Genomic DNA, 18,978 nt, shown 5'->3' on the forward strand with positions numbered 1-18,978 from the left:
ATCTACGGCCTGCTGCACCTCAGCGGCTACGAGCTGTCGCTGGACGAGCTGAAGCGTTTCCGCCAGCTGCACAGCAAGACCGCCGGCCACCCCGAGGTCGGCGTCACGCCGGGCGTCGAGACCACGACCGGCCCGCTGGGCCAGGGCCTGGCCAACGCCGTCGGCATGGCGCTGGCCGAGAAGCTGCTGGCCGCCGAGTTCAACCGCCCCGGCCACACCCTCGTCGACCACCGCACCTGGGTCTTCCACGGCGACGGCTGCCTGATGGAAGGCATCAGCCACGAGGCCTGCTCGCTCGCCGGCACGCTGCGCCTGTCCAAGCTGGTCGCGCTGTACGACGACAACGGCATCTCGATCGACGGCCACGTCGACGGCTGGTTCACCGACGACACGCCGGCGCGGTTCCGCGCCTACGGCTGGCACGTCATCGGCCCGATCGACGGCCACGACGCCGCCGCGCTCGACGCCGCGATGGCCGAGGCGCGTGCCCAGGGCGACGCCGCCGACGGCAAGCCGACGCTCATCGTCTGCAGGACGACGATCGGCAAGGGCGCGCCGAACAAGGCCGGCGGCCACGACGTGCACGGCGCGCCGCTGGGCACCGCCGAGGTCGCGGCGATGCGCCAGGCGCTGGACTGGCCCTGGGGCCCGTTCGAGATCCCCGACGAGCTGCGTGCCGCCTGGGACCAGCATGAACGCGGCGCCGCCGCACACGCCGGCTGGAACCAGCGCCTGGCCGCCTACCGTGCCGAATACCCGGAGCAGGCTGCCGAGTTCGAACGCCGCATGGCCGGCGAGCTGCCGGCCGGCTACGCCGAACGTGCCGCCGAAGCCGTCGCCCGGCTCGCCGCTTCGGCCGGCACCGTCGCCACGCGCAAGGCCAGCCAGCTGGCGCTGGACGCGCTGGCGCCGCTGCTGCCCGAGATCTTCGGCGGTTCGGCCGACCTGACGGGCTCCAACCTGACCAACTTCAAGGGCTGCGTCGTCGCCGGCCGCGACCGGCCGGGCAACCACCTGAGCTGGGGCGTGCGCGAGTTCGGCATGGCCGCCGCACTCAACGGCATGGCGCTGCACGGCGGCTTCATCCCCTACGGCGGCACCTTCCTGACCTTCAGCGACTACAGCCGCAACGCGGTGCGCATGGCCGCGCTGATGAAGCAGCGTGTGATCCACGTCTTCACGCACGACTCGATCGGCCTGGGCGAGGACGGCCCGACGCACCAGAGCGTCGAGCACGTGCCCTCGCTGCGCCTGATCCCGGGGCTGGACGTCTGGCGCCCGGCCGATACTGCCGAGACCGCGGTCGCCTGGGCGAGCGCGATCGAACGCCGCGACGGCCCGACGGCGCTGGCGCTGTCGCGCCAGAACCTGGCACCGGCGGCCGACGCCAGCCGCCTGGCCGAGATCGCACGCGGCGGCTATGTGCTCGCAGACGCCGCCGGCGCACGTGCCGTGATCATCGGCACCGGCAGCGAGCTGCAGCTGGCGCTGCAGGCCCAGGCGGCGCTGGCGGCCGAGGGCGTGCCGGTGCGTGTGGTCTCGATGCCGAGCACCTCGGTCTTCGACCGCCAGGACGCGGCCTACGTTGACGCGGTGCTGCCGCCGGATCTGCCGGCGGTGGCGGTCGAGGCCGCGCACCCGGACTTCTGGCGCAAGTACGTCGGCCGCCGTGGTGCGGTCGTCGGCATCGCCAGCTTCGGCGAATCGGCGCCGGCACCGACGCTCTACCAGTACTTCGGCATCACCGCCGAACGGGTGGCCGAGGCCGTGCGCGGCCTGCTCGGCTGACGTCCTTCTCGAAGGAGCCCTCCATGCTGCGCGCCCTGCTGATCGACCTCGACGGCACCCTCGTCGACACCGCGCCCGAGCTGGCGCTGGCGCTCAACGCCACCTTGCGCGCCTGGCAGCGCGAGACTGTGGACGAGGAGACGGTACGCGGCTGGATCGGCGACGGCGCGCGCGCGCTGCTGGAGAAGGCCTTCGGCGGCCCGGTCAGCGAGGCCGTCTGGCAGCACTTCTCGCTCGTCTACGGCGAGATCTGCGGCCTGCACAGCACGCTGTTCCCGGGTGCGCGCGAGCTGCTGCAGCGCCTGTCCGACGACGGCGTGCGCCTGGCGCTGCTGACGAACAAGGAGCAGGTGTTCGCGCATCGCCTGCTGGCGCGGCACGACATCGCCGACCTGTTCGACCTGCTCGTCGCCGGCGACTCGCTGGCGGTGCGCAAACCCGATCCGGCGGTGGCCGGGCACGCGCTGGCCGCGCTGGACGTGCCGGCCGAGGAAGCGGCGCTGCTCGGCGACTCGGTCACCGACGTGCGCACCGCGCGTGCCGCCGGCCTGCGCGCCTGGGTCGTCGGCCACGGCTACCCGGCCGGCGAGTTCGCCGGCGCCGACCGCCCCGATGCCTTCGTCGCCACGCTCGCGGAGCTCGATCCGCAGGCGCTGGCCGGTGGTGCGGACCGGCAGTCCATCCACTGATCCCGCCGCCGGCGACCTGCGCGCCGGCACCCCCGTTGCCTTTACGACGCAGGAGTCACCATGCCCCTCATCGCGCTGCGCCCGCTGCTCGACCATGCCGCCGAACACGATTACGGCGTGCCCGCCTTCAACGTCAACAACATGGAGCAGATCCAGGCGATCCTGCAGGCCGCCCAGGCCTGCGACGCGCCGGTGATCCTGCAGGCCAGCGCCGGGGCGCGCAAATACGCCGGCGAGCCTTTCCTGCGCAAGCTGGTCGAGGCCGCCGTCGAGCAGTACCCGGCGACGCCGATCTGCCTGCACCAGGACCACGGCGCCTCGCCGGCGGTCTGCGTGCAGGCCATCCGCTCGGGCTTCACCAGCGTGATGATGGACGGCTCGCTGCGCGAGGACCAGAAGACGCCGGCGAGCTACGACTACAACGTCGAGGTCACGCGCCGCGTCGTCGAGATCGCACGCGCCGTCGGTGTCAGCGTCGAAGGCGAGCTCGGCTGCCTGGGCTCGCTGGAGACCGGCACCGCCGGCGAGGAGGATGGTGTCGGCGCCGAAGGTGTGCTCGACCACTCGCAGCTGCTGACCGACCCCGAGCAGGCCGCCGACTTCGTCGCCCGCACCGGCGTCGACGCGCTGGCGATCGCCATCGGCACCAGCCACGGCGCCTACAAGTTCACGCGCCAGCCCACCGGCGACATCCTGGCGATCGAGCGCATCGCCGCGATCCACGCCCGCATCCCGAACACCCACCTCGTGATGCACGGCAGCTCCAGCGTGCCGCAGGAGTGGCTGCAGATCATCCGCCAGCACGGCGGCGCGATCCGCGAGACCTACGGCGTGCCGGTCGAAGAAATCGTGCGCGGCATCCGCCACGGCGTGCGCAAGATCAACATCGACACCGACATCCGCCTCGCGATGACCGGGGCCATGAGAAAAGTCATGGCGGAGAAACCCGAAGAGTTCGATCCTCGTGCGTTTTTGAAGGCCGCAACCGCGGCCGCGCGCGACATCTGCCGGGACCGCTTCGAGGCCTTCGGCTGCGCCGGGCAGGCCTCCCGGCTGGTTCGTGCCCGCGGCTGACGCGAGACGAGGAATCACCATGACCTTGAAGGCGCTGCTCTGGGACGTTGACGGCACGCTGGCCGAAACCGAAGACCATGGGCACCGGGTCGCCTTCAACCTGGCGTTCAAGGAAGCCGGCCTGCGCTGGCGCTGGGACAGCGAGCTCTACGGCGACCTGCTGAAGGTCACCGGCGGCAAGGAGCGGCTGTTGGCCTGGCTCGAACGCGTGGACCCGGCCGCCGCCGCGGCCCCCGACGCGGCCGCGCGCATGACCCGGCTGCATGAACGCAAGACCGCGATCTACGTCGACCTGCTGACCCGCCGTGCGGTGGGTTTTCGCCCCGGCGTGGCACGCCTGCTCGACGACGCCCAGGCCGCCGGCCTGCGCCAGGCGATCGCGACGACCACGACGCCGGCCAACGTCACCCAGCTGATCGACGTGACACTGGGCGGCCGCGGCCACCGGCTGTTCGAGATCGTCGGCGCCGGCGACGCGGTGCCGAAGAAGAAGCCGGCGCCGGACATCTACCGCTGGGTGCTGGAGCGCATGCGCCTGGCGCCGCACGAATGCCTGGCGATCGAGGACTCGCGCATGGGCGTCGAGGCCGCGGTGGCCGCCGGCGTGCCGGTGCTGCTGGTGCGCAGCCGCTACACCGGCACCGCGACGATCCCCGGCACCGTCGGCGACCTGCCCAGCCTCGAAGGCGTGCGCCTGCAGCAGCTGCGCGACTGGCACGCCAAGGCGGTGCAGGGCAGCGCGGCCGCAGCCTGAGCGTTCTTCATCAATGGACCGTGCAGACCATGCACGGGTCGAACGAACGCACGACGTGCTGAACCGCGACCGGCGTCGTCTCGCCGGTTGAGACCGGCGCGCCGACCAGCGCCGCTTCCAGCGCGCCGGGCACGCCGGCCGCGTCGCGCGGCGAGAAGTTCCAGCTCGTCGGCGCGACGATCTGCCAGCTGGCGATGCGCCCGCGCTCCAGCCGCAGCCAGTGGCCGAGCGCGCCGCGCGCGGCTTCGGTGAGGCCGCAGCCTTCGGCCTCGTCGGGCAGCCGCGTCGCGACGTGGAACGGCTCGCGCGGCACGATCGCGGCGAGCGCCTGCTCCATCAGCCCCGGCAGCCGCGCCAGCTCCACCAGCCGCGCCAGCACGCGTGCCGCGACGCCGCAGCCGTGGCGCGCGACGAAGTCCGTCACCAGCGGCTGGCCGGCGAGCAGCTGCCGCGCCAGCGCGCCGGTCTCGACGACCCGGCCGGCCAGGCGCGGCGCCTTGTTCCAGGTGTAGCCGCCGGGCTTGTCGGCATCGGGCCGCGTCAGGCCGACGCTGGGGTGCAGCGCGCCTTCGGGCGCGTCGGCCAGCCAGGCGTGGGTCGCATCCTCGGTGATCGTCGCCAGGTCCAGCGCTGCGATGCGGCCGTCTTCCCAGACGCCGGGCGGGAAGACGTGGCCGCCGTCGGGCTGCACGAAGCCGCCGTAGCCCAGCAGCCGGCCGGGGCCTGGGCCCAGCGCCGCCAGCCCGAGGTCCGACGCGATCTCCAGCCAGAGCCGGAAGTCACCGCGCCCCGGCGCTGCTGCACGCCAGTGCTCCAGCGCGGCTTCGTCGCGCAGCGCCAGCAGCTCTTCCAGCGGCGCGCCGAACAGCTCCTGCTCCAGGAAGGCGCGGAACTCGCGCACACGCGCCAGCAGCCGCAGGCGTTCGGAGGCCTCGATCGCACGCGAGCTGCCGCCGGGCTGGATGCTCTGCGTGTGCGGCCACTTGCCGCCCAGCGTGCCCAGCAGCTCGAACCAGCGCTGGCGCGCGGCCAGCGCCTTGCGTGCCTGCACGCCGGCGAGCGCGGCGAAACGCCGCTCGGCCTCGGCGAACCACGGCCGCGCGGCGTAGGCCGGCCGCGTGAAGTCGGGCATGAAGAACAGGTAGAAGTGCGACAGGTGGTCGGCCGCGTTCTCGGTGCCCAGCATCAGGTTGGTGGTGTGCACGCCGTTGGGCGGCGGCGTGACGCCGGCGGCGGCGGCCAGCGCACGCGCCGCGGCGACCGACTGCGACACCGAGCAGATGCCGCAGATGCGCGGCACGATGACCAGTGCGTCCATCGCCGGGCGGCCGACCAGCATCTGCTCGAAGCCGCGGTACATCGGCGACACCACCTGGGCCGACGCGACGCGGCCCTCGGCGACGTCCAGCCGCACTTCCAGGTCGCCCTCCACGCGGTTGAAGGGCCCGACGATCAGACGGCTCATGCGGCGATTCTGTGCGGCGCGCTCACCGCCGCGTGCGCCGGATCGCCGGCGGCACGACGACGTGGTCGGCCACGGCGTTGTGCTTCACGCGCCGCGGCGTCGCGCTCTTGGCCAGCGAGGACAGCGCGACGAACCAGGCCTTGGGCATGTCGGTCGGCAGGCCGATCGGGATGCCGGCGAGTTTGGGCGTGGTGTCGAAGGCGTGGCCCGGCTCCTGGAAGCCGGGTTCGGTGCAGCTGATGCAGGCGTAGCCGCCGCGCGTGCACGAGCCTTCGCCGTTCCACAGCCGGGTGTTGCAGTCGGCGTGTGCCTGGGTGCCTTTGCAGCCCAGGTGCTCCATCATGCAGCCGAGGTCGGACGGCCGTTCGGCGCTGGCCTTGAACTCGTAGTACTCGTTGCGCGTGCAGCCGTGGTGCACCAGCTGGTCGGCGTAGAAACGCGGGCGCTGCAGCGCGTCGAGGTCGGCGGCGGCCAGCGAGCCGTCGGCCAGCGCCATCAGCGTCTCCAGCACCCAGCCCGGGTGCGTCGGGCAGCCGGCGATGTTGAGCACCGGCAGCCCGCCGGCGGCGCGGAACCCGGCGCCGAGCAGGCCGCCGGCCAGGTCGTCCTCGTACTGCAGGCCGCAGGCTTCGGTCGGGTTGGCGCCGGCGGCGGTCACGCCGCCCCAGGCGGCGCAGCTGCCGACCGCGACGACGTGGCGCGCCTGCGCGGCCAGCCGGCGCACCCAGGAGACCATCGGCACGCCGGTGCCGGCCAGCAGGTGGAAGCGCCCGCTGCCGTTGGGGCCGCGCAGCAGCGCGCCTTCGACGACCAGCACGTCCAGCGGCCGGCGGCCGTTGGCGATCTCGTCGAGCAGCGCCGTGACCTCGTCGCCGCTGGCGCGCGACAGCGACGGGTGCCAGAGCAGGCGGATGCCGGCGTCGGCCAGCAGCGCCGGGAAGTCGGGCGTGTCGGCGCACAGCAGCGACATGCTGCAGCCGCCGCAGCCGCCGCTCTGCAGCCAGAGCAGGTCCAGCGGCGCGCTCACGGCGGCGACTCCAGGCCGAAGCGCTGCAGCTTGGCGCGCAGGCCCATGCGCGACAGGCCCAGCTCGGCGGCGGCCTGGGTCTTGTTCCACTGCAGGCGCAGCATGGTCTCGCGCAGGATCATCGCCTCGACGGCGGCTAGCCGGTCCTGCAGCCGCCCGGCGGCTGGCAGCGCGGCGGCGGTGGTCGACGCGGCGGCGCCGGTCTGGCCCTGCAGCAGCCGGCGCGACAGCGCACGCGCCGGCAGGCGCAGCTCGTCGCTGAGCGCCAGCGCGCGCGCCAGCTCGTTGCGCAGTTCGCGCACGTTGCCCGGCCAGGGGTAGCCCATCAGCACGGCGCGGCAGTCGTCGTCCAGGCCGCTGGCCGGGCGGCCGAGTTCGGCCGAGACGTCGGCCAGCAGCTGCTCGGCGATGGCGATGACGTCGCCCGGGCGCTCGCGCAGCGGCGGCAGCTCCAGCGAGACGCCGGCGATGCGGTAGTACAGGTCCTCGCGGAAGCTGCCGGCGCGCACCGCGGCCTCGAGGTCGCGGTGGGTCGCGGCGATCACGCGCACGTCCACCGGCAGCGTGCGCGACGAGCCCACCGGCCGCACCTCGCCTTCCTGCAGCACGCGCAGCAGCTTGACCTGGAACGCCGCCGAGGTGTCGCCGACCTCGTCGAGGAAGATGGTGCCGCCGTCGGCCTGCTGGAACAGGCCGATGCGGTCTTCGACGGCGCCGGTGAACGAACCGCGTTTGTGGCCGAAAAGCTCGGTCTCCAGCAGCGTGTCGGGCACGGCGCCGCAGTTGACGACGACGAAGGGCCCGGCAACACGTGGCGAGGCGCAGTGGATCGCACGCGCCAGCAGTTCCTTGCCGGTGCCGGACTCGCCGAGGATCAGCGCCGACAGGTCGTAGCGTGCGACACGTTCGGCCATCGCGCAGACGCCGTCCAGCGGGCTGCCCGGCGCGCGCACGATGCGGTCGAAGTCGTAGGCGCGGCGCACCTCGCGCAGCGTGGCGTCGCGGCGCTGCTGCAGCGCACGCGGGCCGGCGCGCAGGTCGAGTTCCAGGCGCTGCAGGCCGTGCTGCAGCCGGCTGGCCTCGACGGCGCTGCGCACGGTGGTGAGCAGGTGGTCGGGCGTCCAGGGCTTGAGCACGTACTGGAAGATGCCGGCTTCGTTGACGCCGGCGATGATGTCCTGGCTGTCGGTGTAGCCCGAGACGAGGATGCGCACGACGTCGGGCCAGGTCTCGCGGATCTGCTTGAAGAACTCGACGCCGGTCAGCCCCGGCATGCGCTGGTCGCAGAGCACGACCTGGATCGCGTGGCGCTCGAGCATGCCGCGTGCGGCTTCGGCGTCGGGCGCGGTGAGCACGCGGAACTCCTCGTCCAGCGTGCGCCGCATCGCCTCCTGCGAGCGCTGCTCGTCGTCGACGACCAGCACCCAGGGCAGTTCGCGGCCGGCGGAACCCAGGGCGCGGGCCGCGGCGAAATCGGAGTCGGGGGCGTTCATCGGCGGGCGGTCGTCCGCCCGGGGTGGCGGCAAGCGGCCATGCTAGCGGCCCGGGGCTGCGCCCGCCTTACGCGTTTTCCGCAGCCGATCGAGGCGCTCGGCGGCTCAGCAGATCCTGGGAAGTTGCTCACCGGACAGCCAGTCGACGATGCGCCGCCCGCCCAGCCGCGTCGTCATCTGCACGAAGCGGCGTTCGTCGGCGACGACGCGGCCGATGACCGCGGCGTCGCGGCCGCGCGGGTGGGCGCGCATCGCCGCCAGCAGCGCCTCGGCGTGTTCGGGCGCGGCGACGGCCAGCAGCTTGCCTTCGTTGGCGACGTACAGCGGGTCCAGCCCCAGCAGCTCGCAGGCTGCGGCGACCTGGGCCTGCATCGGGATCGCCGCCTCGTCCAGGTGCAGGCCGACGCCCGACTGGCGCGCGATCTCGTTGAGCGTGGTCGCGACGCCGCCGCGTGTCGGGTCGCGCAGCGTGCGCACCGCGCCTTCGGGCACCGCGGCCAGCATCGCCGCGACCAGGCCGTTCAGCGCCGCGGTGTCGGAGACGATGCGCGTCTCGAACTCCAGCGACTCACGCTGCGACAGCACCGCGACGCCGTGTTCGCCGATCGTGCCCGACAGCAGCACGACGTCGCCCGGCCGCGCGTGGGCGCCGCCGATCGAACGCCCGGGCGGCAGCGCGCCGACGCCGGTCGTCGTGATGAAGACGCCGTCGCCCTTGCCGCGTTCGACGACCTTGGTGTCGCCGGTGACGATGGCGACGCCGGCCTCGCGCGCCGCGGCGGCCATCGATTCCACGATGGTCTTCAGCTCGGCGAGCGCGAAGCCTTCTTCGAGGATGAAGCTGGCCGCCAGGTACAGCGGCGTGGCGCCCAGCATCGCGACGTCGTTGACGGTGCCGTGCACCGCCAGGCCGCCGATGTCGCCGCCGGGGAAGAACAGCGGCGAGATCACGTGGCCGTCGGTGGCCATCACCAGGCGGTGACCGGGCGCCAGCGCCGGCAGCGCTGCGCCGTCGTCGCCCTGGCGCAGCCATTCGTTGTCGAAGGCGCGTGCGAAAAGTTCGTCGACGAGTTGCGCGGCGGCGCGCCCGCCGGCGCCGTGGTTGAGGTCGACGCGGCCCTGGCGCCAGTCGATCGGGCGTTGGTAATCGGTCTTCATGCGGCGACGACGGGGATGTCCTTGAACCGTCCATACGCGTAATGCGCGGCGCAGGCGCCTTCGGACGAGACCATGCACGAGCCCATCGGGTTGTCGGGCGTGCAGACGGTGCCGAACAGCGCGCAGTCCGACGGCGTCTTCACGCCGCGCAGGATGGCGCCGCACTCGCAGCGTTTGTGGTCGGGCACCGGCTGGTAGGTCAGCGCGAAGCGCTGCTCGGCGTCGAAACGTGCGTAGGCGGGGCGCAGGCGCAGCGCGCTGTCGGGCACCGTGCCCAGGCCGCGCCACTCGAAGGATTCGCGGTGTTCGAAGACCTGGTCCATCGCCGCGATCGCCGCGGCGTTGCCGTCGCGGCCGACGGCGCGCACGAACTCGTTCTCGACCTCGGCTCGGCCGTCGTTGACCTGGCGCACCAGCATCAGGATGGCCTGCATCACGTCCAGCGGCTCGAAGCCGGCGATGACGACCGGCTTGCGGTAGGCGGCAGCAAACGGCTCGTACGGCGCCGAGCCGATGACGATGCTGACGTGTGCCGGGCCGACGAAGCCGTCCAGCGGCACCGTGCCCCATTGCGCGACCTCGGGCGAGTTCAGCACGTGGGTGATCGCCGCCGGCGTCAGCACGTGGCAGCAGAGCACGCTGAAGTTGGCCAGGTCCTCGGCCGCGGCCTGGCGCAGCACCAGCGCCGTCGGCGGCGTCGTCGTCTCGAAGCCGATGGCGAAGAACACGACCTCGCGCGCCGGGTTCTGGCGCGCCAGCTTCAGCGCATCGGCGGCCGAATAGACCATGCGGATGTCGCCGCCGCGCGCCTTGGCCTTCAACAGCGACAGGCCGCCGGAGGCCGGCACACGCATCGTGTCGCCGTAGGTGCAGACGATGGCGCCGTGCTCCAGCGCCAGCGTGATCGCCTGATCGACACGGCCGATCGGCAGCACGCAGACCGGGCAGCCGGGGCCGTGGATCATGCGCACGTTGGCCGGCAGCAGCGACGCGACGCCATAGCGTGCGATGGCGTGCGTGTGGCCGCCGCAGAACTCCATGAAGGCGTAGCGCCGCGCCGGGTCGGCTTCGGCGGCGATGCGTTCGGCCAGGTGGCGCGCGGTGTCGCCGTCGCGGAACTCGTCGACGTACCTCATCGGGCGGCCTGCGCGGCTTCGGCGAACAGCGCCAGCGTGCGCGCCGCTTCCTCGGGGTCGAGCAGGCCGATCGCGAAACCGACGTGCACGACGACGTAGTCGCCGACGGCGGCGGCGGGCACCAGCGCCAGCGAGACGCTCTTGCGCACGCCGCCGAGCTCGACGAGGGCCTCGTCGCCGTCGCGGCGTTCGACGACGAGGGCGGGCAGGGCGAGGCACATCAGGCGGTCTCCGGGAGTTCGGCCAGCCGGTGTTCGGCGATGCGGCACTGGCCACGCGCCAGGCCGGCGTCGCCGCAGTCGGCGAGCGCGGCGGGGCGCAGCGCTTCGAGGTCGCGTGCGGCCAGCCCGGCCTCGATCCGGGCCGACAGCACGCGGTTGAAGAAGCAGCCGCCGGCCAGCGCGACGCGGCGCAGGCCGTGGGCGGCGCAGGCCGCGGCGGCGGCCTCGACCAGGCCGTCGGCCAGCGCGCGGTGGAACAGCGCCGCGCCGCGTGCGGCCTGACCTTCGGCGCCGAGCTCGACCAGGCGCGCGGCGACCGGGCGCAGGTCGACCACGCCGTCCTGCACGACGGCGGCGACGGTCTCGCCGTCGTCGCCGTAGGCGGCGGCCAGGCCTTCGAGCGCCATCGCGGCCTCGGCTTCGTGCGCCTGGCGCACCGACACGCCCAGCAGCCCGGCGGCGGCGTCGAACCAGCGGCCGGCGCTGCTCGTCGGCGGGCAGTTCAAGCCACGCTTGAGCAGGCCGAAAACGGCGCGTGCGGCGGTCTCGCCGACGACCGGGCCCAGGCGCTCCTCGATCTCGGCGCACCGGCCCAGCGCGTGCAGCGCCGCGGCGGCCATGCGCCAGGGCTCCTGCGCCGCGCGGTCGCCGCCGGGCAGCGCCAGCGGCAGCAGCCGGCCGAGGCGGCGGTGGCGCGCGCCGTCCAGCAACAGCACTTCGCCGCCCCAGGCGCCGCCGTCGTCGCCGAGGCCGAAACCGTCGAGCGCGAGGCCGATCACCGGCGCGTCCAGGCCGTGTTCGGCCGTCACCGCGGCGACGTGCGCGGCGTGGTGCTGCACGCCGATCGCCGGCACGCCGAGTTCGGCGGCCAGCGCCAGCGCGAGGCGTGTGCTGTGGAAGTCGGGGTGCAGGTCGTGCGCGACGGCGTCGACGCGGCCGTGCACGCTGTCCAGCAGCGCACTGACCGAGGCTTCGAGCGCGACGCAGGCCTCGGGCGTGCCCAGGTCGCCGTGCATCGCCGAGGCCGTGAAGCGGCCGTCGACCGAGAGCCCGGCGACGTTCTTCAAGAACGCCCCTGTGGCCAGGACGCAGCTCATCCGGGCTGCCCGCCGAGTGCGCGCACCTGGGCTTCCAGCGCGGCGATGCGTTCCTTCAGCGCGGTCTCGCCGTCGGCCGCGGCCGGCAGCGCCGGTTGCGGCGCCAGGTGCAGCAGCCAGGACAGCCAGGCGTCCAGCCCTTCGCCGCTGCGCGCCGAGACCTGCAGCACCTCGATCGCCGGGTTCACGCGGCGCGCGTATTCGATGCAGCGCTGCACGTCGAAGTCCAGGTGCGGCAGCAGGTCGATCTTGTTGAGCACCATCAGCCGTGCGGCGGCGAACATGTCGGGGTACTTCAGCGGCTTGTCCTCGCCTTCGGTGACCGAGAGGATGGCCACCTTGGCCGCTTCGCCCAGGTCCCACAGCGCCGGGCAGACGAGGTTGCCGACGTTCTCGATGAACAGCAGGCGCTCGGCGTGGGCGTGGCCGTGGTCGTCGTCGTGATGGTGGTGACCGTGCTCGTGATGGTCGTGGTGGTCGTGATGGTGGTGCAGCGGCAGGCGCTCGAAGGCCGCGGCGACCATCGGTGCGTCGAGGTGGCAGCCCTTGCCGGTGTTGACCTGCACCGCCGGCGCGCCGGTGGCGCGGATGCGGTCGGCGTCGTTCGAGGTCTGCTGGTCGCCTTCGATGACCGCGACCTCGACGCCGGGCGCGCGCCGGCGCAGCGCCGCTATCGTCGCGCACAGCAGCGTCGTCTTGCCCGAGCCCGGGCTGGACACCAGGTTCAGCGCCGTGACGCCGTGGGCGACGAAGTGCGCGCGGTTGCGCGCCGCGACGCGGTCGTTGGCGCCGAGCACGTCGGCTTCCAGCTTGATCGCGCGTTCGGCGCTCAGCCCCGGCACCGAGACGCGCGCGGCGTTGGCGCCGAAGTCCAGGTCGCCGTTCGGCGCGGCGGCGGCCGTCCGGCCTTCAGGATGCTCGCCCGAGCAGCCACACACGACACACATCCGTCTCTCCTTCGTTGTTCAGGCCACGATGAGGTCCACGACCTTCAACTCGGTGCCTCCGGTGACTTGCAGCTTGTAGCCGCCGCACAGCGGGCAGGCATCGCCACGCGCGGCGATCTCGACGCCGGTGCCGCAGTCCAGGCACCAGGCCTGGCCGGGCGGCTCGTCGATCTCGATGCGTGCGCCGGCCAGCCTGGTGCCCGGCGCCATCGCTTCGAGCGCGAACCGCAGCGCACGCACCTCGACGCCGGCCAGCGCCGGGGCCGACAGGCGCAGCACGGTGACCCGCTCGAAGGCTTCGCGTTCGGCGCAGTCCTCGACGATGCGCACGATGCCGCCGGCCAGGCTCATCTCATGCATCGGCGGTTTCCTCGTTCATCGGCCGGCAGCGTACCGGCACGCAGGGGTCGAAGGCGTCGGCCAGCAGTTCGGCTCCGGCGACGTCGTCGGGGGCCAGCGCCTGCAACGTGCGCGCCAGCACGCCCTCGGGGTGGAAGTTCCACTCGGTCGGCGCCAGCACGCGGTAGTCGGCGACGCGCCAGCCGGCGGCGGCGGGTTCGACCCGCACGCGGTGCACCAGCAGCCCGCGTGCGGTCTCGGCCCAGGCCAGGCCGACGCCGGGTGCCGGCGACAGCGCGCCATGCGCCAGGCGCGCGGGATCGGCGGCCAGGCGCACGAGGTCGACCAGGCGCGAGGCGATGCGGTCCCAGGCGTGGCGCGGCGCCGCGGCGCCATCGGCGGCGCGCGACCAGGGCCCCGTGTCGGGCACGCCGGCGTCCAGCCGCGGGCGCAGCGCCCAGCCCGGTTCGTCGCCGAGGCGGCGGCCGATCTCGGGCAGCGCGGCCAGCGCCAGCGGCGCGACGGCCAGTGTCGCCAGCGTGTTGGCACGGGCCTGCATCGTGCGCAGCGCCAGCGCCGTGGGCGAGGCGCCCGTGCGGCACCAGTCGGCCACCGCGTCGGCGTCGACACCCTGCGTGAACCACTCGGCGGGCAGGTCCAGCCAGCGCCGCAGCCAGCCGGCCAGCGCGGCGCCGCGGCCGGCATCGTCGCCCGGCGCCCACAGCGGCGCGGCGGCGGCCAGGGCGGCGAGGGCCAGCGCGGCCGCGGGGGCGTGGCGGCGCGGCCAGTCGTGGCACAGGCGCAGCAGGTGCTCGCGTACCGTGGAGCCGAACAGCGAGACCGTTGCCGGCGCCAGCGCGTCGCCGGCTCCGGCGGCGGCGATCGCCTCGTGCGCGGCCAGCGCATGCGCCGGGGCGCACAGCGTGAACAGCGCGGCGGCGCGGCGCGGCGCTTCCTGCACCGCCACGCCGTTCAAGAGCCGCGGCGCGAGTTCGGCGCGCGTGCTGGCCACCGCCGGCCGGCGGCCGGGGCGCAGTTCGACTTGGCCGGCGAGATCGGCCGTCATGCGCCGCGCCCGAAGAGGAAACCGCGCCGCGACGGCACCGGCTCGCGCGCCGGCGGGGGCGGCACCGGCGCCGGCCGCAGCAGCGCGAGCAGCTCGCGTGCGGTGGCCACCGCCGCCGCCTGGTCGGCGAACTCCTGCACCGGCGAGAACAGCGAGCAGGCTTCGTAGCCGCCGCAGCTTGGTTCGTGCGCGCCGATGAACTCGAAGACCCGGCCGCCGAACTCGCGATCGGCCTTGGCACCGACGGCCAGCGCCGCACCGGCCGGCAGGCGCACGAGGTTCATGAACCAGGGTGTCAGCAGCACGCCGACGGCGGCTTCGCCGTCGTCACCCGTGTGCGGCGCGAAGCCCACGGCCTGCACCGCCAGCCGCGGGTTCAGGAAGGGCAGGCCGCGCATGCGTGTCGCCGCGATCTCGCCGAACGCGGCTTCGAGCGCGGCCACACGCGCCATCGGTGTCACCCGGCGGCTCCGTCGTCGGCCAGCACCATGAACTGCTCGGCGTCGCCGTCGCACTGCGGGCAGCGCCAGTGCGCGGGCAGCTCGGCGAAGGGCACGCCGGGCGGGATCTGCCAGGTGGCGTCGCCTTCGGCCGGGTCGTAGACCCACCAGCAGATCTTGCATTCCAGCCGCGCGCCGGCCGGCAGGCGGCTGCGGTCGCCGAGGTAGCTGCCCTCGAAACGCGCCTCTGTGCTCATCCCTGCGCCACCCACTGCAGCACCTCGTCCAGGCGCTCGGCCGAGTCGGCCAGGTCCTCGGGCGCGGCGCAGGCGACCTCGGGGATGGCGCAGACCTCGACCGAGTTCAGGATCACCTTGTCCTGCGAGTTGTAGTAGACGACGCGCCAGGTGTTGGGCACGCGCGTGTCGGTGATGCGGCAGTTGCCGTAGCCGCGCGAGAGCACGACGACGCGGCCGGTGCCGATCTGGTAGTCCATGAAGCCGATGTCCTCGGGCGACAGCGGCAGCAGCGTCAGGTTGACGACGTGCGCCGGCTGCCCGGCGCGCCACTGGTGGCGCTGCTCGGCGAGCTCGGTGAGGATGGACTGCGCGTTCATCACGCCCGGCGGCGGCGCCATCGGCTCGGGGGCCGGGCTGGCGCCGTCCTCGCGCGCGGCACGCAGCAGCACGGCGGGCACCGGGCCGCATTCGATCGTGTCGGCGACCTGGCCGTCGGCCAGCACTTCGACGACGCGCCAGACGCCGGCGAACACCGATTCCTGCACCTGCACGAGCGGCCGGCCGTCGTCGCCCAGCACCTGAGCGCTGACTTCGCCTTCGCCGAGCACCTGGTGCACCAGCGCCAGGTCGTCGGGCGACAGGCCGGCCAGCGACACCGGCGCCGGCGTCTCGCCGCGCGTGCAGGCCTGCACTGCGGCCAGCGCCTGATGCAGCGCGGCGACGGCGGCGTCGTGGCCGCCCAGCTGCTCGGGCTCGGGCAGGCGCGGCGCCTGGTAGGTGGCCATGCCCTGCGGCATCTCCAGGTAGTCCAGGCCGTCGTCCTCGTGGCTGCCGGGGCCGGCGGCGACGAGCGGGATCGGGAAGGGGCGGGGGCTGATCGGGGCGTTCATCGAGCGGCTTTCGGGCGGGACTCAGTGGCAACCGGGGCCGGCGTCGGCGGCGGCCAGCGCGATCGGCGCGCGGCTCGTCGGCATCGCCAGCGCGGCGCCGACGCGTGCGACGAAGTCGGTCCAGTCCAGCATGCCGGCGATCGTCGTCACGTAGCGGCCGTCGCGCAGGAAGACGAGTGAGGGCCAGCGCTGGGCGCCGAAACGTGCCGCCAGGCGGTCTTCGTCGGCACGCGTCGTGACGCCGACGGTGAAGCGGCCGGGGAAGGCCGCTTGCAGCTCGGGCAGCACGACGGCGACATCGACGCCTTCGGGGAAACGCACCGGGTCGCCGTGGAAGAACAGCACGCGGTCGCCGTCGCCGGCGAGAAAGGTCTCGACCGAATCGGCCCCGACCCAGGTCGCGCCGTGGCGCTCGACGAGGCGGGCGACGAGCGGCGCGGCGCCGTCGGCAGGGGAGGAGTGGCTCATCGGGTGTCGGCGCCGTCGGCGCTGGGAGGGGTGGGGGAAGCGCCACCGGTCAGGGCGGCGAGCTGGGCGGCGTCCATCGCCGAAGGCAGCACGAAGCCGGCCGCGCTGTCGGCCGGGCCGCCGCCCAGCGCGTGTTCGAGCAGGTCCAGCGTCGCGTCGACTTCGGCGGCGCGTGCGGCGTCGATGCGCTCGCGCGCGCTGTCCAGGAACACCAGCAGCCAGTCGCCGGGCGCGACCTCGCCGACCAGCGCGGTCTCGACCGGCTGCGTGCGGCCGCGGCCGGCGACGATCGCGCGGCCGGGCGTCACCGACAGCACCTGCATAGCCACACCGAGGCACATCAGCCGGCCTCCGGCATGAAACGCGCGTCGCCGACGCGGCAGGCCTCGTCCTCGGACGGGCGGCCGGCCTCGTAGGCGGCGAGTGCGATCGTCGCCTGGCTGACGGCGTCGTCGCCCGAGGGCGGCGCCAGCCGCGGCCTGGGGTCGGCGCCCCACCGGCGCAGCGTGTCGACGCCCAGCGCCAGCGCGTCTTCCAGCGCCAGCTTGATGCGCGGGCGCAGGCTGCCGCCGTAGTCCTCCAGCTCCTCGGGCTGGCAGCCGATCAGCAGCACCGACTGCGGGTAGCGCCCGGTCAGCGTGGCCAGCGACAGCACCTCCTGGAAGCCGGTCTGGTGCAGGCTCATCTTCTTGGCGCCCATGAAACGCGGCACGTCCTCGTTCTCGATCAGCTTCAGCGTGCCGGGTTCGAGGCCGTAGTCGATGGCGTCGAAGATCAAGAGCCGCGTCGCCTGCTGCACGTAGTGCACGAGGTACAGGCCCTGGGTGCCGCCGTCGACCAGGCTGACGTGCGGGGCGAAGGTCCAGCGCGCGTCCAGCGCCTCGACGCAGCGCACGCCGAAGCCTTCGTCGGCCCAGAGCACGTTGCCTATGCCGAGCACGACGATGGTTTCTGGGCTGTCACCCGGGGGGTGGCAGGCGCTTTCGGGCGTGAGTGATTCCATGGACCTTGTCTCGTGGAGGAGTTCAGCGCGCGGCCAGGCCGCGGCGCAGCTGCTTCCAGGCGTGGAAGCTGTCGTAACGCGACTGCAGCGCCAGCCAGTGGCTGGCCGGCAGGCCGAAGGCCAGCGCGCAGCGGACCGCGGTGTCGGCCGACATCGCACGCTGGCCCTGCACCAGCTCGTGCAGGCGCCGGCGCGAGACGCCGAGCACCCGCGCGGCCTGCGACTGCGACATCGCCAGCGGCCCCAGCACCTGGCGCTGCAGGAAGCGCCCCGGATGCACCGGCGCACGCGTCGGCACGCCGGCGGGCGACAGCAGCGGGCGCGGTGTCATGCCGGCCTCAGTCTTTAAAGGTGCGGAAGCCGGAGATCATCGTGCTGACCATGCTTTGCCGGCCCATGATGTCTTCGCGGATCGCGGCGTAGACGTGCATCAGCACGAAGATCACCATGCCCCACATGCCCAGCCGGTGCCAGGTGTGCAGGTCCTGCGACTGGCCGAACAGCGGGATCACCCAGCCGAACATGACGTCGGCCCACGAGCCGCGCCCCAGGCCCTCGCTGTAGAGCGCGAAGCCGGTGACGAACATGAAGACCGTGATCGCCAGGAAGCCGGTGACCATGCCCAGGCGCGCCAGCGGGTTGTGGCCGACGTACTGGCCCGGGCGCGGGTCGATGAACAGGTACCAGCGCACCATGCCCATCACGCCGCGCCAGTAGCCGCGGCTGAACAGCGGCAGCGTGAACAGCTCGTGCGAATGGTGGTTGCCGGCGAAGGCCCAGTACAGCCGGCCGATGAAACCGACCGCGAACACGTAGGCCGCGGCGAAGTGCGCGAAGCGGATGTAGCCCATCACGTAGTTCGCGCTGGCCTCGCCGCCCACCGAGGGCAGCGGCTTGCCGATCAGGTAGCCGGTGGCCATCAGCACGAAGACCGCTGCCGCGTTGATCCAGTGCCAGGCGCGGATCGGCGCCTCGTAGACATAGACCGCACGACGGACGACCGCACGCTGCGCGACTTCTTCCGCGTCGCTGGGGCTCAGGCGGGTGACGCCGGATTCGATGTCCATCGTGTCTCCTCGGTCTTGTCGTTCGAAAGGATCAGGCGCGCACCAGCAGCATCAGCCCGGCGAGCGCGACGCCGCCCGACAGCGCGCGCCAGACCACCGCCGGCAGCGCCAGCAGGCGCGGCGCGGCGGCCAGGCCCACGGCGTGCAGCGTCGCGGTGGCGGCCAGGAAACCCAGCGCGTAGCCGGCGAAGCCGCCGGCATCGGGCAGTTCGGCGCCGTGCGCCAGACCGTGCAGCGAGCCGGCCACGGCCACCATCACCAGCCCGGCCGCAGCCGGCAGGCGGCGCGCGAAGGCCAGCATCAGGCCGAGCACGACGACGCTGGCGGCGATCGCCGGTTCGACCAGTGCGTGGCCCCAGCCGGCGGCACCGGCGACCGCGCCGGCCAGCAGCGCCAGCATGAACAGCGCCGGGCCGGCCAGGCGGCGCGGGCCGGCCAGCGCGGCCGCCGACCACAGGCCGACGGCGACCATCGCCAGCAGGTGGTCCAGCCCCAGCGGGTGCACCAGGCCGGCGAACAGGCTGGTCGTGCCATGGCCGGTGTGGGCCATCGCCGGGGCGGCGGCCAGGGCGGCCGCGGCGGCCAGGAGGGTGTGCGAGCGCTTCATCTCGAGAGTC

23 protein-coding genes are annotated in these 18,978 nt (G+C 73.6%); 4 read left to right on the forward strand and 19 right to left on the reverse strand.

Annotated features, from left to right (window positions below; translation table 11 throughout):
* The 4 genes from tkt to EV684_RS21800 form a co-directional block, all read left to right on the forward strand.
* Positions 1-1,788: transketolase (gene tkt / locus EV684_RS21785; RefSeq protein WP_132649455.1), on the forward strand; the 1,788-nt coding region annotated here is incomplete at its 5' end.
* A 23-nt stretch (positions 1,789-1,811) separates the two neighbouring features.
* Positions 1,812-2,477 (forward strand): HAD-IA family hydrolase, encoded by a 666-nt coding sequence (locus EV684_RS21790; RefSeq protein ID WP_132649456.1) that lies wholly within the window; start codon positions 1,812-1,814, stop codon positions 2,475-2,477.
* A 60-nt stretch (positions 2,478-2,537) separates the two neighbouring features.
* Complete coding sequence (gene fba, locus EV684_RS21795) at positions 2,538-3,551, forward strand: class II fructose-bisphosphate aldolase (RefSeq protein ID WP_132649457.1); 1,014 nt, start codon at positions 2,538-2,540, stop codon at positions 3,549-3,551.
* Between the two features lie 19 nt (positions 3,552-3,570).
* Positions 3,571-4,305, forward strand: a complete 735-nt coding sequence (locus tag EV684_RS21800; RefSeq protein WP_132649458.1) for an HAD-IA family hydrolase — start codon at positions 3,571-3,573, stop codon at positions 4,303-4,305.
* A 10-nt stretch (positions 4,306-4,315) separates the two neighbouring features.
* Here the strand turns inward: EV684_RS21800 and EV684_RS21805 are convergent, their stop codons facing one another.
* The 19 genes from EV684_RS21805 to EV684_RS21895 all read right to left on the reverse strand — a co-directional run bounded on the left by EV684_RS21805 (position 4,316) and on the right by EV684_RS21895 (position 18,968).
* A complete protein-coding gene (locus tag EV684_RS21805; protein WP_132649459.1) occupies positions 4,316-5,770 on the reverse strand; it encodes a nickel-dependent hydrogenase large subunit in 1,455 nt (484 codons plus the stop codon).
* 22 nt (positions 5,771-5,792) lie between these two features.
* A complete protein-coding gene (locus EV684_RS21810) occupies positions 5,793-6,797 on the reverse strand; it encodes an NADH-quinone oxidoreductase subunit B family protein (RefSeq protein WP_200222392.1) in 1,005 nt (334 codons plus the stop codon).
* The gene (locus tag EV684_RS21815) at positions 6,794-8,290 is read right to left on the reverse strand and encodes a sigma-54-dependent transcriptional regulator (RefSeq protein WP_132649460.1); all 1,497 of its coding nucleotides are present in this window, start codon (positions 8,288-8,290) and stop codon (positions 6,794-6,796) included. Before EV684_RS21815 ends, EV684_RS21810 begins: the two co-directional genes overlap by 4 nt.
* A gap of 105 nt (positions 8,291-8,395) precedes the next feature.
* On the reverse strand, positions 8,396-9,448 hold the full coding sequence (gene hypE / locus EV684_RS21820; protein ID WP_132649461.1) for a hydrogenase expression/formation protein HypE: 1,053 nt from the start codon (positions 9,446-9,448) through the stop codon (positions 8,396-8,398).
* Positions 9,445-10,584 (reverse strand): hydrogenase formation protein HypD, encoded by a 1,140-nt coding sequence (gene hypD, locus EV684_RS21825; RefSeq protein WP_132649462.1) that lies wholly within the window; start codon positions 10,582-10,584, stop codon positions 9,445-9,447. Before hypD ends, hypE begins: the two co-directional genes overlap by 4 nt.
* Complete coding sequence (locus tag EV684_RS21830; RefSeq protein ID WP_132649463.1) at positions 10,581-10,805, reverse strand: HypC/HybG/HupF family hydrogenase formation chaperone; 225 nt, start codon at positions 10,803-10,805, stop codon at positions 10,581-10,583. Before EV684_RS21830 ends, hypD begins: the two co-directional genes overlap by 4 nt.
* Positions 10,805-11,902, reverse strand: coding sequence for a Kae1-like domain-containing protein (locus tag EV684_RS21835; protein WP_132649464.1), 1,098 nt, complete (start codon positions 11,900-11,902; stop codon positions 10,805-10,807). The genes EV684_RS21830 and EV684_RS21835 overlap by 1 nt, the downstream gene beginning before the upstream one ends.
* Complete coding sequence (gene hypB / locus EV684_RS21840; RefSeq protein WP_132649465.1) at positions 11,899-12,849, reverse strand: hydrogenase nickel incorporation protein HypB; 951 nt, start codon at positions 12,847-12,849, stop codon at positions 11,899-11,901. Before hypB ends, EV684_RS21835 begins: the two co-directional genes overlap by 4 nt.
* Before the next feature lie 18 nt (positions 12,850-12,867).
* Positions 12,868-13,209: a hydrogenase maturation nickel metallochaperone HypA/HybF gene (locus EV684_RS21845; protein WP_014429783.1), complete on the reverse strand. Its 342-nt coding sequence runs from the start codon at positions 13,207-13,209 to the stop codon at positions 12,868-12,870.
* Entirely contained in the window at positions 13,202-14,254 is a 1,053-nt protein-coding gene (locus EV684_RS21850; protein ID WP_132649466.1) for a hydrogenase formation protein, read from the reverse strand. The genes EV684_RS21845 and EV684_RS21850 overlap by 8 nt, the downstream gene beginning before the upstream one ends.
* On the reverse strand, positions 14,251-14,706 hold the full coding sequence (hybE, locus tag EV684_RS21855) for a [NiFe]-hydrogenase assembly chaperone HybE (protein WP_132649517.1): 456 nt from the start codon (positions 14,704-14,706) through the stop codon (positions 14,251-14,253). Before hybE ends, EV684_RS21850 begins: the two co-directional genes overlap by 4 nt.
* Before the next feature lie 5 nt (positions 14,707-14,711).
* Positions 14,712-14,951 carry a rubredoxin gene (locus EV684_RS21860; RefSeq protein ID WP_132649467.1) on the reverse strand — a complete coding sequence of 80 codons (240 nt, stop codon included), beginning with the start codon at positions 14,949-14,951 and terminating at the stop codon, positions 14,712-14,714.
* Positions 14,948-15,823 (reverse strand): hydrogenase expression/formation protein, encoded by an 876-nt coding sequence (locus tag EV684_RS21865; RefSeq protein WP_132649468.1) that lies wholly within the window; start codon positions 15,821-15,823, stop codon positions 14,948-14,950. The genes EV684_RS21860 and EV684_RS21865 overlap by 4 nt, the downstream gene beginning before the upstream one ends.
* A 21-nt stretch (positions 15,824-15,844) precedes the next feature.
* Positions 15,845-16,291 carry a thioredoxin domain-containing protein gene (locus EV684_RS21870; protein ID WP_043816478.1) on the reverse strand — a complete coding sequence of 149 codons (447 nt, stop codon included), beginning with the start codon at positions 16,289-16,291 and terminating at the stop codon, positions 15,845-15,847.
* A complete protein-coding gene (locus EV684_RS21875; protein ID WP_132649469.1) occupies positions 16,288-16,632 on the reverse strand; it encodes a HypC/HybG/HupF family hydrogenase formation chaperone in 345 nt (114 codons plus the stop codon). The genes EV684_RS21870 and EV684_RS21875 overlap by 4 nt, the downstream gene beginning before the upstream one ends.
* Positions 16,632-17,294, reverse strand: a complete 663-nt coding sequence (locus tag EV684_RS21880) for a HyaD/HybD family hydrogenase maturation endopeptidase (protein WP_132649470.1) — start codon at positions 17,292-17,294, stop codon at positions 16,632-16,634. Before EV684_RS21880 ends, EV684_RS21875 begins: the two co-directional genes overlap by 1 nt.
* Before the next feature lie 22 nt (positions 17,295-17,316).
* Positions 17,317-17,625 (reverse strand): HigA family addiction module antitoxin, encoded by a 309-nt coding sequence (locus tag EV684_RS21885; protein WP_165908563.1) that lies wholly within the window; start codon positions 17,623-17,625, stop codon positions 17,317-17,319.
* Between the two features lie 7 nt (positions 17,626-17,632).
* Complete coding sequence (gene cybH, locus EV684_RS21890; protein ID WP_132649471.1) at positions 17,633-18,361, reverse strand: Ni/Fe-hydrogenase, b-type cytochrome subunit; 729 nt, start codon at positions 18,359-18,361, stop codon at positions 17,633-17,635.
* A gap of 31 nt (positions 18,362-18,392) precedes the next feature.
* Positions 18,393-18,968, reverse strand: a complete 576-nt coding sequence (locus EV684_RS21895; RefSeq protein WP_132649472.1) for a HupE/UreJ family protein — start codon at positions 18,966-18,968, stop codon at positions 18,393-18,395.
* Positions 18,969-18,978 lie beyond the last annotated feature (10 nt).

The organism is Rubrivivax gelatinosus (assembly GCF_004340905.1).
In the GTDB taxonomy this organism is placed as follows: Bacteria; Pseudomonadota; Gammaproteobacteria; order Burkholderiales; family Burkholderiaceae_C; genus Rubrivivax; species Rubrivivax gelatinosus.

Coding starts and splice junctions, on each gene's coding strand:
- hypD (WP_132649462.1), bottom strand. CDS start 10,584: ATGAGGTACGTCGACGAGTTCCGCGACGGCGACACCGCGCGCCACCTG.
- EV684_RS21790 (WP_132649456.1), top strand. CDS start 1,812: ATGCTGCGCGCCCTGCTGATCGACCTCGACGGCACCCTCGTCGACACC.
- EV684_RS21850 (WP_132649466.1), bottom strand. CDS start 14,254: ATGACGGCCGATCTCGCCGGCCAAGTCGAACTGCGCCCCGGCCGCCGG.
- EV684_RS21885 (WP_165908563.1), bottom strand. CDS start 17,625: ATGACACCGCGCCCGCTGCTGTCGCCCGCCGGCGTGCCGACGCGTGCG.
- cybH (WP_132649471.1), bottom strand. CDS start 18,361: ATGGACATCGAATCCGGCGTCACCCGCCTGAGCCCCAGCGACGCGGAA.
- EV684_RS21800 (WP_132649458.1), top strand. CDS start 3,571: ATGACCTTGAAGGCGCTGCTCTGGGACGTTGACGGCACGCTGGCCGAA.
- EV684_RS21805 (WP_132649459.1), bottom strand. CDS start 5,770: ATGAGCCGTCTGATCGTCGGGCCCTTCAACCGCGTGGAGGGCGACCTG.
- EV684_RS21815 (WP_132649460.1), bottom strand. CDS start 8,290: ATGAACGCCCCCGACTCCGATTTCGCCGCGGCCCGCGCCCTGGGTTCC.
- EV684_RS21870 (WP_043816478.1), bottom strand. CDS start 16,291: ATGAGCCACTCCTCCCCTGCCGACGGCGCCGCGCCGCTCGTCGCCCGC.
- fba (WP_132649457.1), top strand. CDS start 2,538: ATGCCCCTCATCGCGCTGCGCCCGCTGCTCGACCATGCCGCCGAACAC.
- EV684_RS21830 (WP_132649463.1), bottom strand. CDS start 10,805: ATGTGCCTCGCCCTGCCCGCCCTCGTCGTCGAACGCCGCGACGGCGAC.
- EV684_RS21880 (WP_132649470.1), bottom strand. CDS start 17,294: ATGGAATCACTCACGCCCGAAAGCGCCTGCCACCCCCCGGGTGACAGC.
- EV684_RS21845 (WP_014429783.1), bottom strand. CDS start 13,209: ATGCATGAGATGAGCCTGGCCGGCGGCATCGTGCGCATCGTCGAGGAC.
- EV684_RS21865 (WP_132649468.1), bottom strand. CDS start 15,823: ATGAACGCCCCGATCAGCCCCCGCCCCTTCCCGATCCCGCTCGTCGCC.
- EV684_RS21835 (WP_132649464.1), bottom strand. CDS start 11,902: ATGAGCTGCGTCCTGGCCACAGGGGCGTTCTTGAAGAACGTCGCCGGG.
- hypE (WP_132649461.1), bottom strand. CDS start 9,448: ATGAAGACCGATTACCAACGCCCGATCGACTGGCGCCAGGGCCGCGTC.
- EV684_RS21875 (WP_132649469.1), bottom strand. CDS start 16,632: ATGTGCCTCGGTGTGGCTATGCAGGTGCTGTCGGTGACGCCCGGCCGC.
- hypB (WP_132649465.1), bottom strand. CDS start 12,849: ATGTGTGTCGTGTGTGGCTGCTCGGGCGAGCATCCTGAAGGCCGGACG.
- EV684_RS21860 (WP_132649467.1), bottom strand. CDS start 14,951: ATGAGCACAGAGGCGCGTTTCGAGGGCAGCTACCTCGGCGACCGCAGC.
- EV684_RS21895 (WP_132649472.1), bottom strand. CDS start 18,968: ATGAAGCGCTCGCACACCCTCCTGGCCGCCGCGGCCGCCCTGGCCGCC.
- hybE (WP_132649517.1), bottom strand. CDS start 14,706: ATGGCGCGTGTGGCCGCGCTCGAAGCCGCGTTCGGCGAGATCGCGGCG.